Annotated in this window: 13 protein-coding genes; 7 read left to right on the top strand and 6 right to left on the bottom strand. The window is 50.5% G+C overall.

Annotation, left to right across the window (positions count from 1 at the left end; all coding sequences use genetic code 11):
* Positions 1–62: 62 nt before the first annotated feature.
* From MSED_RS05695 to MSED_RS05720, 7 genes are all read left to right on the top strand, one after another.
* Positions 63–350: a UxaA family hydrolase gene (locus tag MSED_RS05695; protein ID WP_012021072.1), complete on the top strand. Its 288-nt coding sequence runs from the start codon at positions 63–65 to the stop codon at positions 348–350.
* Positions 347–1507: a UxaA family hydrolase gene (locus MSED_RS05700; RefSeq protein ID WP_012021073.1), complete on the top strand. Its 1161-nt coding sequence runs from the start codon at positions 347–349 to the stop codon at positions 1505–1507. The genes MSED_RS05695 and MSED_RS05700 overlap by 4 nt, the downstream gene beginning before the upstream one ends.
* A gap of 29 nt (positions 1508–1536) precedes the next feature.
* Complete coding sequence (locus MSED_RS05705) at positions 1537–2679, top strand: mandelate racemase/muconate lactonizing enzyme family protein (protein WP_012021074.1); 1143 nt, start codon at positions 1537–1539, stop codon at positions 2677–2679.
* Between the two features lie 34 nt (positions 2680–2713).
* On the top strand, positions 2714–3373 hold the full coding sequence (locus tag MSED_RS05710) for a GntR family transcriptional regulator (RefSeq protein ID WP_012021075.1): 660 nt from the start codon (positions 2714–2716) through the stop codon (positions 3371–3373).
* A gap of 11 nt (positions 3374–3384) precedes the next feature.
* Positions 3385–3537 carry a hypothetical protein gene (locus MSED_RS12305; RefSeq protein WP_155464936.1) on the top strand — a complete coding sequence of 51 codons (153 nt, stop codon included), beginning with the start codon at positions 3385–3387 and terminating at the stop codon, positions 3535–3537.
* 95 nt (positions 3538–3632) lie between these two features.
* The gene (locus MSED_RS05715; RefSeq protein ID WP_012021076.1) at positions 3633–5558 is read left to right on the top strand and encodes a hydantoinase/oxoprolinase family protein; all 1926 of its coding nucleotides are present in this window, start codon (positions 3633–3635) and stop codon (positions 5556–5558) included.
* Positions 5555–7087 (top strand): hydantoinase B/oxoprolinase family protein, encoded by a 1533-nt coding sequence (locus MSED_RS05720; RefSeq protein ID WP_012021077.1) that lies wholly within the window; start codon positions 5555–5557, stop codon positions 7085–7087. Before MSED_RS05715 ends, MSED_RS05720 begins: the two co-directional genes overlap by 4 nt.
* Before the next feature lie 44 nt (positions 7088–7131).
* On the opposite strand, the gene MSED_RS05725 is transcribed toward MSED_RS05720, so the two are convergent.
* The 6 genes from MSED_RS05725 to MSED_RS12480 form a co-directional block, all read right to left on the bottom strand.
* Complete coding sequence (locus MSED_RS05725) at positions 7132–7926, bottom strand: hypothetical protein (protein ID WP_012021078.1); 795 nt, start codon at positions 7924–7926, stop codon at positions 7132–7134.
* Between the two features lie 165 nt (positions 7927–8091).
* Entirely contained in the window at positions 8092–9114 is a 1023-nt protein-coding gene (locus MSED_RS05730; RefSeq protein ID WP_012021079.1) for an ATP-binding protein, read from the bottom strand.
* A gap of 153 nt (positions 9115–9267) precedes the next feature.
* Positions 9268–9891, bottom strand: a complete 624-nt coding sequence (locus tag MSED_RS12310; protein ID WP_012021080.1) for a hypothetical protein — start codon at positions 9889–9891, stop codon at positions 9268–9270.
* Positions 9888–10964: an AAA family ATPase gene (locus tag MSED_RS05740; RefSeq protein ID WP_012021081.1), complete on the bottom strand. Its 1077-nt coding sequence runs from the start codon at positions 10962–10964 to the stop codon at positions 9888–9890. Before MSED_RS05740 ends, MSED_RS12310 begins: the two co-directional genes overlap by 4 nt.
* A gap of 431 nt (positions 10965–11395) precedes the next feature.
* The gene (locus MSED_RS05745; RefSeq protein ID WP_230842413.1) at positions 11396–12271 is read right to left on the bottom strand and encodes an ATP-binding protein; all 876 of its coding nucleotides are present in this window, start codon (positions 12269–12271) and stop codon (positions 11396–11398) included.
* Between the two features lie 127 nt (positions 12272–12398).
* On the bottom strand, positions 12399–12626 hold the full coding sequence (locus MSED_RS12480; protein ID WP_225938853.1) for a hypothetical protein: 228 nt from the start codon (positions 12624–12626) through the stop codon (positions 12399–12401).
* Between the last annotated feature and the right edge of the window lie 54 nt (positions 12627–12680).

Raw genomic sequence — 12680 nt, forward strand, 5'->3', positions numbered from 1 at the left:
TTGTTTTGTATACAGTATGGTATATACACAAAGTATATTAATAACAGATACATTCTTAACATATGCCACGAGGTCTTATTCATTCGGAAAAGGATGATGTGTGCGTGGCCACCACAGACGTCAAAAAGGGAGAGGAAGTTCTTTGCGCGTATTTAGAGAACAACTCTAAACATGAGATAATCAAGACCTTAGATGATGTTCCCCTGGGTCACAAAATAGCACTCAGGGACATAAGGCAGGGGGAGAAGGTACTAAAATACGGTAGGCCGATTGGTGTGGCCACCACCAACATATCCAAGGGACAACATGTCCATATTCACAACCTCAAATCCATAAGGTGGTCAAAATGATGACAATCAAGGGTTACATAAGGGAGAATGGAGCTGTTGGCGTAAGGAATCACGTCCTGGTTCTTCCCTTGGATGACCTTTCCAATTCCGCAGCCTTGGGGGTTTCCAAGATAGTTAACGGTGTCGTGGCTGTTCCTCACCCCTACGGTAGGTTACAGTTTGGTAGAGATCTTGACCTCCTATTTCACATCCTTTCAGGGACCGGGGCGAACCCAAACGTCGCTGGGGTCATCGTAATAGGGATTGAGGACAATTGGGCCAATAGGGTGGCAGACGGTATCGCCAAGACAGGTAAACCCGTTGAGGTCTTCCCCATTGAGGGATACGGTGACCTAAAGACCATTGAGAGGGCCTCAAGGAAGGCCAAGGAGATGGTTCAGGAGGCAAGCGAGAAACAGCGCACAGAGGTGGACATTTCTTCCATTGTTATGAGCGTTAAGTGCGGGGAATCTGACACTACCTCGGGTTTAGCATCTAACCCCTCCGTCGGGGTCGTGGTGGATAAGATGGTTGACCTGGGAGCAGTTGCCATGTTTGGCGAAACCTCAGAGCTTACGGGTGCAGAGGACATCGTAGCTGACAAGATGGCCAACGAAGCCTTAAGGGAAAAGTTCCTGAAGATCTATAGGGAGTACATTGACGTGATAGAAAGGGAAGGTGCGGATCTCCTTGGATCCCAGCCCACCCAAGGAAACATTAAGGGAGGACTCTCCACGATAGAGGAGAAAGCGCTAGGGAACATTCAAAAGCTCGGACATAGGAAGGTTAACTGCGTCCTTGATTACCTAGATCCTCTGGTTAGGGAGAAGCAAGGTACCCTATGTTTCGTGAACACCTCATCAGCGGCTGCCGAGGCGGTGACGTTGTTCGCCGCTAAGGGATCAGTGCTCCACCTGTTCACCACGGGTCAAGGAAATATTGTGGGTCACCCCTTAATACCTGTGATAAAGATAACTGGCAATCCCAAGACGGCTAGAACCATGAGTGAGCATATAGATGTGGACGTTTCGGATCTGCTAGACCTCAAGATCTCGCTAGAGGAGGCTGGAGAGAGGGTGTTCAATTACATGCTTAGGGTCATGAACGGAAGGTTAACTGCCGCCGAGGTACTTCACCATGAGGAGTTCTCGCCGATAAAACTATACATAAGTGCATAAATAGTGGAGTTACTGGAGGGAACCACCGGGTGAACATTCAGATTTTTCCCCTATCTATTCCATTTTTTACTGATCCTGTGTCAGAATTTTCTGATCAATGGTCAGTGCAGTTATACGTGAAGGCAAGTTGGGATGACGTGAGTGGTTGGGGAGAGACCGGCGTCTTCGGGAGCGGAATACTAGGGGCCTACGTCTCAATCCTCAAGGAATTGATTGTCCCTCTTCTCAGTAGGTATCCCATCACCTTACCTTACGACGTTGAGACCTTCCTAGAGAAGGTAATGTTAACAGCGGGTAACTGTGGAGTTGTTACGGGGGCCATAAGCTCAGTGGAAATGGCCATGTGGGACGCTAGGGCAAGGAAGCTTAACACGTCCCTGGCGGAAATGCTTGGCGGGAGGGTTAGGGAAAGGGTGCCCGTTTACGGCAGTTTCCCAAGGTTTAAGTCCAGTGAGGATGTCGTATCCACTGTAGTTAAGACGACCGAGAGAGGTTACAAGATGATCAAGTTGCATCAACCTCCGTCCTCCGTGGTGGAGGACCTCCACGAGATCAGGGAGAAGATCGGATACGACGTGAAGGTTGCCCTAGACATGAACGCTCCCTTCGACCTGGAGAGCGCGAAGAAGTTCGTGGACGCGGTGGCTAAATACGAGGTGGAGTGGGTAGAGGAGCCCATCTGGCCCTTGGATGATTACGATTCATTGAGAAAGCTATGCGATTACTCCCCTGTACCCATAGCTGCAGGGGAGAACGAGTACACCATACACGGCTTCAGGAGGCTATTGGAGACCGGAATCGCCTACCTTCAACCTGACATAGCCAAGATTGGGGGAGTAAGTAAGTTCCTGAAGGTTCTGGACTTAGCCTCAGGTTATAACGTGAAGGTTGCCCCGCATGACAGGCCAGATTCCTCACCGCTTTCCTTGATGTATGTCCTTCAGATCGCCTCCGCAAGGTCCGAAATTAGTATCATAGAGTTCACCATCTCGGATTTTCCATCAGGTTTATTCGAAAACATACCCAGATTTCGTCACGGGACACTGGAGGTTCCAGCGGGTCAAGGTATTGGGCTCAAAGTTAAAGAAGATCAACTAGAAAAATATTCTTACGAGGAAAAACTAAGAATACTCGCCTTTAGCGACCTTGAAGCCAAACTAAGGGATAAATAGCAAGTTTAATAAAATAGTATGCAGATTTGTATTCATGTCTAACAGTTTAAGCGAAACTGCTTACGACGAGATCCTCAAGAGAATACTGAGAGGAGATTACGCTCAGGGACAACTCCTCACAGAGGACAAGCTATGCAAGGATCTGAACATGAGCAGAACGCCAGTAAGGGAAGCACTCAAGATGCTGGAGTCTGAGGGAATAGTTAAGAAAATGAATAGATCCTACGCTGTAATACATATTACATCAGACGAAGTGGAGAAATTATATGAGGTTAGAATTCCGCTAGAGTCCACGGCGAGCAGGTTGGCTGCAGTTCGGGCCAAACAGGAGGACATTGCCAAGATGGAGGAGATACTAAATAAGGTGAAGGAGGAAACGTATAAGGAGAATCCAGATCCGTCGAGGTTGGCGGAGCTTAACGGCCAGTTCCACGACAGAGTCGCCATGGCCACGGAGAACCCTTTCATGTACTCCTACCTCAGGGAGATAAGATTGAAGTTAAGGGTGGTTAGGGTTACGCTGTTTACCAGTTTCGATAGGAGAGTCGAGGAGCTTAGGGAGCATCAGGGTATATTGGACGCAATTAAGGCCAGAGATGCGGAAAGGGCATACGAGATGATGATAAGTCACGAGAATAACGTGCTAGAGTACTTAAGGGCTAAGGTAATACCCATCTTGCTGACAAGGAGATAGGACTGCGTGAAGTGATAGAGACTTGCAAGACTTACGTATGTGAAGTAATGGATCTATCTCTTGAAGGCCCTGACTTCGCCAAGCTATGGAAGGGAGTAAAACGTGTCAGAACCGCCCACATCCGTGAGAAGCTGGAGATCACGGATTTAACTGTGTTGGGCTAGTAGACTTGGATCTGACCTGAACCTAACGTTCGAATATCTTTTCGCCTTTGTCGACCCACCGTCATGAACTTAAGCCTCTTCCCGTCATATAATCCATGGAGTGCAGGGTTGCAATTGACGTTGGTGGGACATTCACAGACTTCATAGCCCTAGTGAACGGGGAGATAGTCACGGTAAAGACTCTAACAAATCCAACGAGGCCCTCTCAAGTCATTAAGGACGTCCTGTCCTCGCTTGGATGTGAGGTCACGGAGGTCGTTCACGCGACCACTCTCGCTACCAACGCCCTCCTGGGACAGGAGAAACTGGATCTCCCGAGGACGGCGCTCCTCACAACTAGGAGTTTCAGGGACGTGATAGAGATAGGGAGGCAGAATCGACCCCGTCTCTACGACCTCAACTTCGAGAAGCCGAGGCAACTGGTACCAAGGGAGTTGAGGGTTGAGGTTCAGGAGAGGGTTGACGCTCAGGGTAACATACTAGAAAGAGTTGAGGAGTCCGAGATCGAGAAAATTGCCCAGAACCTAAGGGAAAGAGGCGTTGAATCCGTCGCGATCAGTTACCTTCACTCTTACCTTAACCCCACTAACGAGATCAGGACTGGGGAAGTCCTCTCTCGTCACTTCAGGTTTGTGTCCCTTTCCTCTGAGGTCGCCCCTGAACCGAGGGAGTATGAGAGAACCTCCACCACCGTGGTTAACGCTGTCCTCATGCCCCTGATCTCCTCGTATCTGCAGGAACTCAACTTCCTTCCCTCCTTTCTGGTAATGTCAAGCTCAGGTGGCCTAGTTGACGTGGAGGAGGCCTCAAGGAAACCTGTCCAGCTCGTGGAGTCGGGCCCAGCCGCAGGGGTGATAGCCTCAGCCTCCCTCTTTCCAGGTAACGTGATCAGCTTTGACATGGGCGGGACCACGGCGAAGGCTGGGGTCGTCATCGACGGAAAGTTCGAGATCACGACCGAGTACGAGGTAGGTGGTGAGGTTCATCACGGCAGGGTGGTGAAGGGTAGCGGTTACCCCGTGAGGTTCCCCTTCGTGGACTTGGCAGAGGTCTCAGCTGGAGGAGGGACGGTGATCTGGAGAGACGACGCTGGGGCCTTAAGGGTTGGTCCCTTGAGTGCAGGGGCAGACCCAGGTCCCATGTGTTACGGAAGGGGAGGTGATAAGCCCACGGTGACGGACGCAAACCTTGTCCTGGGAAGGGTGGGGGAGGTGATCGGTGGAGGGATGAGGCTAAAGCCCGAGTTGGCGAGGAAGGGGCTATCCAGGCTCGGTGACCTGGAGGACGTGAGTAGGGATGCCCTTGCCCTGGTAAACCTGGAGATGGCCAGGGCCATAAGGCTTGTCACGGTGGAGAGGGGGCTGGATCCTTCAAGCTTCAGTCTCGTGGCCTTCGGTGGGGCTGGGCCACAGCACGCGGTTTACCTGGCAGAGGAACTGGGAATTTCCAAGGTGTTGATTCCACCTTACCCTGGGTTGTTTAGTGCCCTAGGCCTCCTCCTGGCTGACTGGCGCTTTGAGGCTAGGAAATCCTTTCCCAGGGACCTCGAGGCCGAGTTCGTGAAGCTGGAGAGGGAGCTTTACGACAGGTTGAAGGGGAAGGTGGGTCACTTCCTCAGGTACGCTGACGTCAGGTATCAGGGCCAGGGCTGGGAGCTCACAGTCCCCGTGAACGACGTCAACGAGATCAGGCAAGTCTTTGAGGAGAAGCACCTCTCAACCTACGGCTTCGTGATGAGCGATAGGGAGATTGAGGTCGTGACCATAAGGGTGTTCGCCGTGAGAAGGAGACCCCTCCCACAGCTCTCAGTTGTGTCGGGGCAGGGGGACAGCCCCGTCAAGAGGAGGAAGGCCCTCCTAGAGGACGAGTGGGGTGAAGTGGACGTGTACGTTAGGGAGAAGTTGAGGAGGGGGGTTAGGGTGAGAGGTCCCGCAATCATAGAGGAGTTCAGCTCCACTACGGTGGTCAAGGACGGGTGGGAGGCCCTAGTAGACGAGTCCATAACCTTGGTGAGACCATGACCTCCTGGGAAATAGTGAGCAGGGCCCTCGAGTTCGTCGCCGAGGAGATGGGGGTAATGCTCAAGAGGTCTGCGATGTCGCCCAACATAAGGGAGAGGATGGATCACAGCTGTGCCATCGTCAACGAGAGGGGTGAGGTCGTGGCCCAGGCGGAGCACATCCCCGTTCACCTGGGATCGTTCAGCGTTGGGGTCAAGAATCTCCTGCAACAGGTTGAGCTCGAGGAAGGGGATATGGCGATCGTGAATGATCCCTACGTGTCGGGGACACACCTCAACGACGTCATGGTAATGGCACCGTTACCTGGGGGACTGGGATATGTGGTGAACAAAGCACATCACGTTGACGTTGGAGGGCCGATGCCGGGAAGCCTCAACCCCTCAGCCTCCACGCTGTATGAGGAGGGTTTCGTCATACCCCCTCTCAAGTTGATGAGGAAGGGGAAACTCAACGAGGATGTGGTGAAGATGATCAGGGAGAACTTTAAGGTCCCTGACACCTCACTTGGGGACCTGAACGCCCAGATCTCGGCTAACCTTGTGGGGATAGCCAGGGTAAAGCAACTAGTGGAGAGGTACGGCGTCTCGCAGGTGGTTGAAGCATGGAACACCTCAATGGAGTACGCAAGGAGGCTCACGTTGACAGAGCTGGCGAGATGGCCCAAGGGGTCTGGGGAGGACGAGGACTATCTGGAACTTGATAGGCTGACCAGGATTAGGGCGAGGGTGGAGATTAGCGACCAGGGAGTCTTGGCCGACTTCACGGGCACGGATCCCCAGGTTGAGTCCCCCTTTAACGCCGTGTATGGGGTAACGTTCTCCGCGGTTAGCTTCGTGATAAGGTCTCTCCTTGGGAAGGACGTCCCAACAAACGAGGGCTTCTATAGCGTGGTCAGGGTTAAGGCACCCCTGGGGAGCCTCGTGAACCCCACGAAGCCGTCAGCTGTGGGTGGAGGAAACGTGGAAACCTCACAGAGGATAGCTGACGTCACGTTCAAGGCCCTGTCCCACCTGATGCCCGTCCCGGCAGCCGGGTCCGGGACAATGATGAACATCATGATGGGAGGGTTGAGAGGGAGGTACTGGGCCTACTACGAGACTGTGGGAGGAGGCATGGGGGCCAGGCCTAACCGCGACGGAGTCTCAGCGGTCCAGGTCAACATGACCAACACCTTGAACACGCCTATAGAGATAGCGGAAAGGCAGTACCCCCTTCTCTTCACGGCATACAGGGTGAGGGAGGGAAGCGGAGGAAGAGGGAGGTTCAAGGGAGGTGACGGGATAGTTAGGGCCTTCAAGGTCATGGACAGGACGAGGTTGTCAGTGATGGCTGAGAGGTTCCTTATCCCACCTTGGGGGCTATTAGGTGGTGGAAACGGGAAACCAGGAAGGGTGACGATCGTGAGAGGTGGAGTCAGAAGGGAGATGCCCAGTAAGTTCTCAACTGTTCTGGAGTCAGGGGACGAGGTCGTGATAGAGACGCCAGGAGGCGGGGGACTAGGAAAAGAGGAGGAAACCTCGGAAGGCTAAGATTGAGAAGTCCATGAAAACATCATTTAATCTATGACGATCTCTCAGGAGACCTGGCCTAGTTCCTTGTGGAGGGGAATTGTCCTTATCACCGGGTTCACGGTCACTTTGGTCATCCCGTATCTCGGAAGCATCCTGATGGCAACAAGTCTGTCCAAACTATCGGGGGGATTGATTATATCCCTACCCCCCGTAGGCCTATTACCGAGGAGACCGGTCATAACACCGTCGATGATAACCTTGAGATTACTCGAGGATATTTTCTCTGGTGTCACCCATATCGATATTGTAAGCTCGTAATTCCCGACACCTCTAACTTGCCTGTTCACAATCTCAGCAATTTGGGCTTTCTTCTGCTTATCATTACCACTTGGTTGAACCTCTACGCTCAGTATGGGATCGCCCACCTCGTAGTGTTGAAAAGTGGAAGAATCGTTTCTATAGAAGAGGTACTCTGCGAGGGCCCTTGGCCTGACAGGTCGAGGCATCTTCTCCAACACTACACCCCTCTTCATCGCCTCATCGTACTTCCTCCCCTCATTCCTGTTTAGATTATAAGCAAGGAGATTGTCCAGGTCAGGTAATTTATTATCCTCCGATTTGGCAAGACAGTAGTGCACTTCCCCATGAAGTATTCCCTGAGAGCCAAGGGAGTGGACATAGTTAACCAAGGTGTTCCTGGCAATGCCCACCTCGATGGGGCTTGGGTTCAAACTGAGCATCTCTTGGAGCGAACGCATAACCCCTGACGTGAAGGTTATGCGCCTTTTGTCAGCAATCTCTCTTCGAGTGTTGGGATAGGGGATCGTCCTATCACCAATGGCATATACGAAATTCATCTATTCTATTATGAATATCACTCCTAAAAATTTTCACATGACAATCTCATACAAATCAAGACGAGAATCTCTCCATGTCTCTGATGACTTTTGTGTGAATCTTTCCAAGAATGCATCGAAAGAAGTGGATCTCATCCTTTCCCCTAGAGATAAGCCTTCACCAATTCAACCCCTCAGGTCTATCCCTAGTTCATTTATGTACTCCCCGATCTCTTTTCCCCTATGGACCCTCACTAATACCTCATCCTTCTCCCTAAATCTCTTGAACTGCCACACCTGAATATCCTTACCCTCATCCAGGAATTCGAGAAATTCAAGGGACTGGGTGGTCACGAACCATTGAGCCCGTGAAGTCCTCATAATCTCAATAAGTTTCACCATCAGCGTCTTGTGTAGGTGATTTTCAACATTATCGTACACCACCACGTCAAGTGAGGAAGCCAGGAGGAGAAGTACCATGGACGAGATTCCGCCACCCAACATTGGCAGATAAAGCATCTTCCCCCTCTCATCCAGCACGGCAATTTGATTTCTGCCCAGCTCATCGGGAACATAGCCTATGAAGTCGAGTCCCAGAACCCGCTTTATCTCCTCCTTTCCCTTGGCAAGTCCGGGGCTAACGCATGAGAGGAAGTTCCCATAGAATAGGCTGTTCATTGGATTTGGCATGGAATAGGCCACAAAATCGATCTCCCTAGATCTCCCTTTCCTTGATACCTGAACCGAGTTCGAATTACCCGTGCTGGTTGCCACCGAGTAGTATGCAATGAGGGTTTCCTCTTCTGAAGGGCCAGTAACCTTGAGCCCGCTATACCTTAAGGGGTGGCCAAAACTCGTGGGGAGCAATAACTTGAGTACCTCCTCACTACTGGCATTGCTAAGGGTCAAATCGTTCACGGTCATGGAAACCTCTTCACTGGCTAGATAATACAACCAAGAGTCGTCCATTCTCAGGGTGGGTAATAGCCCAACGACGTTGTTGGGCGACCTGGAGTAATGAAGTAACGCGGTGGACAGGGCCTCGAGAAATAACGTCTTAAGGCTCCCGTTAGATCCAGTTATTATGTTTATCTTTGAGGGTTTAAGTTCAACCTCCTTACCGTCCTCATTCATGAAGCTTACTCCTCTAATCTTCCTTATGATCACTTTCTCGACAACGGGATACTTAGTGGTGGCTTCGCTTCGCATGAAAAAGAACTGTACGCCTAGTTTTTATCCCTTCATGAGAACATACTGAGTGTGTCCAACAAGTCCAAGAACGAGCACATGGAGGTTGGTTCTCATCCCCTCTTCCTTCTGCGCACTAACTGAATAATATACTCTCCTGGTTCCCAGGCCAACTCACATTGGAAAGTAAGGCAAAACACATTTCTTAAAGATCTCCTCCAGATCGCTCAATCGTTGTAAGGTTAAATCCTTACATACCTCTGCCTTCCTACCTTTGGCCTCCTCTTCGTTGACCTGAAGTAAATTTTCCATGTTCGGCATAACCACAAGCGAGTGTACACTAAACCCCCCAATTTTACACTTAACGTAAATGATCCGACACGTAATATCCGACCTCGGATCGGCATCCTCGCATCTTATCTTGTTACTGCAATCTTCGTACTTATTCGAGTCGCAATCCAGCATGATCATCAGGTTTACTCTGTCTTTCATCCAGGGGAAACGTTGAGTAATGGATTTCGTGAAGTTAGGAAGAGTTTTAGTGTACAATAGCTTGGTGGTCTCCTCCTGGCTAAACTGAAAAATAAAGTAGAATTTATCATTCTTAAAACGCACGTATTTCCTTCGGTTTTTTATGAAGAAGTTCTCAATAAACTGTTTTAATTTCATATCTTGCTCCGACAACCTCATAAAAAGGTCACTGTTGTCCTCGCTTGAGTTATTATCACTTAATCTGAGCAGTGTTGTAAGGAATGCCTGGTCGCAATCTCCCTCAACAAACATAACGTAAAAGTTCATAGTCCTCTCAGGTCCTCCCCAATGTCCTTGAGACGTATCATGACCTCCCTTCCGGGTATGGTCTCAACCCCATTCATATCCAGCCTAAACACGGTCATATCATCAATCGCCCTCTTGATTTCCAGCACGTCAACCAGTGCCTCGATAGTGTCTAAGCTGTGGGTGGATATAAGGAGTTTTGCCCTTAGGTCCACTATCTGATCCAGGAAGGATCTCAACAATCCTGGATGAAGGTCATTCTCAGGCGTGTCCATGGCTATATATTCAGCGTTTCCTGAAATCAGTTCCTTCAAAAGCGCTCTCTTGGCACCTGAGCCTATTTGACTGATGGGTATGGGTTTACCCTTAATGATAAGATAAACTTGGTTTTCAACTACCCTCACATCCTCAATATCAAATTCCTTCATGTACTTTTTAAATGAGGTCAATACTTTAGTAAAGTATTTGTAATCATTTTTAATAGAGTTATTTATTATGTATGCAAGTGCCTTGGTGGAATAAAACATATGATCGGTTACGAAGTAGACGGGCGAGGGCTTAAGTTCGCTTGAACTGTCATTAATGTGTCTAAAGATGTTTATTGATCCCATATCTACCTCCACGTAATGGCTAACCATCTGTTCACCATGCTTAGCTAAGGCGTATGTGCTTGAGTACTCGGGATGCTCTACCTCTGGCATCTCCTCGACTAACGCAGATATCATGTACTTCAGTGCGTCAAGGACCTGCAATCCTTTTTCTTTCTCCTTTTCATCAGAGATTTTCTTCCTAAGGATTTCATTCTCTAGCTCTTTCACTATTTCTACCTTCTTATCGCCTAGGGTAACCTCCGCTTTTTTGGCTCCTAGTTTCACAAATTCAAGATAGTAGGGTATCTCCCTATTGAGCAATATTGACCTGAAAATCGATGAGCCCAGCGAGTCAGTGAGATAGGGTGCAGAGGCTGCCAGTGCAAAAGCCTCGAGGATAGTGGTCTTCCCCACGTTGTTTTTCCCAACAATGACGTTGATCTTGTTTAGCTCAAGTTCAAGTGAACGGAACCGTCGAAAGTTTTTCAGGACCAGTTTCTCCATCAATTAAATCTTCATCCTCTTTACTAAAAATTCTTTCATGTGTTGCCGGAGGGACATGAGTTGGGAACAAGAATGATCGGTGAGAGTTTGCTTGAAGAGTTCACGGGCCCGGGTGAAAGCCTGAGTTAACCATCGTGAGGAGGTCTGGGTAAAAACTCTCCTACTCATCCCTTCACCTTGACGTAGAGGTCGATCGGATCCGAGTTATTTAGATAGACATAATCACAACCGCGCAGTCTCTAGGCCAAACCCTTGAGGTGTTCTCAGTATTTCTCACCTAGCACTTAGCTAACCAGTATACTCTGACGTGGGCAGTAAAGTTCCTTGATCCGCACCTCCATCATCTAAACCTTCGTCTATAGTGCACGGTTACTGATCCAAGAGTCGGGTATGGCCCATCCCCAACAACCACTTCCAGGCCTTCATCACCTTCACTCTCTGCCCCCCCCCCCCCCGTCGTAAGTGATCACGCTCGCCCTAACCCTCCTGATCCTGAGGAGCTCCATTATCCCCTCGGTCTCCCTCTCGTCCCCCAGGGAGTACGTAACCTGAAGTATCTCCCTGATCTCATTCCTGTCCTTCACCACGAAGTCGACCTCCCTCCTATCCCTATAATAGAACAAGTTTCCGAGGCCGTGCCTCCTCATCAACTCCACGAAGACCAGGTTCTTGAGGAGGCTCCTCAGGTTCTCGTTGAGCCTGTGCTCAACCACGTTTGAGATCCCGTTGTCCACGCAGTACACCTTCCTCTGCGCCTTGACCATCTCACTCAGGCGAGGGCTGATGGCCTTCACGAAGAAGACCAGGTAGGCGTTCCTCAGGCACTCCGTGTACCTTTGCAAGTTCCTAAGAGGGATCACCATTGACCTTGAAAGGTGTCTGAACCCCACCCTGTTCCCAACGTTTGAGACGTAGAAGAGGGCGAGGTCGCTGAACTCACTCACATTCCTTACCCCGCACTCGAGGATCGCGTCCCTGTGCGCTATGTCGTCGTAGAGCTGAGCGAGTATCCTCTCCCTGTTCCCCGGGTTCAGGGCAACGAGGGGAAAACCACCGAACCTCAGGTACTCGTCGAAGAGGGCCTTGATCTCAGCCTCCCTCGCAACCAGGTCCAGCTCCGTGAACACGTTGACGTTCTTGGATCTCAGGAACTCTAGGTAGGATAGCGGAGAGACCTCAACCGTCAGGTACCTCCCCGCCAGGGAACGCCTCACGGCCTGGGTAAGGTTCGCGGTTAACCCTGAGACGGTCACGTGGGCCTCCCTCCTATCCACGACGGAGCGAACGAAACCCTCCCATCCCTCCACCTACTGGATCTCGTCGAGGAAGAGGTATGGCCTTCTCTGTAACTGTCCCCCGACCCCTGGTAGAGATCGTACAGGGAGAGGAGGTCGTTCGCGATCCTCATCTCCTGGAACCTTGGGTTCTCGAAGTTCACGATGAGAAGTTTAGCGGGTTGACTCCCGAGTCCACGAGCACCTTCGCTACCTGAGTTATGATTGTGGACTTTCCGGCCCTCTTAACTCCGAGGATCGTGATCGCCTCCCCCGTGCCGAGCAGGTCAAGGACTTGGCCCGAGTATTCTCGCGGAACTGCGGTGAACCGATCCCTGTACCAAAAGTTCCAGTCTACCATGGCCCTCAGGAGTAAATCCCTGTTCACGAGGAATCGGGTTCGCAATCCTAATAAACTTGACTTGTGATGTGAGTCAAAACT

It is taken from the genome of Metallosphaera sedula DSM 5348 (genome assembly GCF_000016605.1).
GTDB lineage: Archaea > Thermoproteota > Thermoprotei_A > Sulfolobales > Sulfolobaceae > Metallosphaera > Metallosphaera sedula.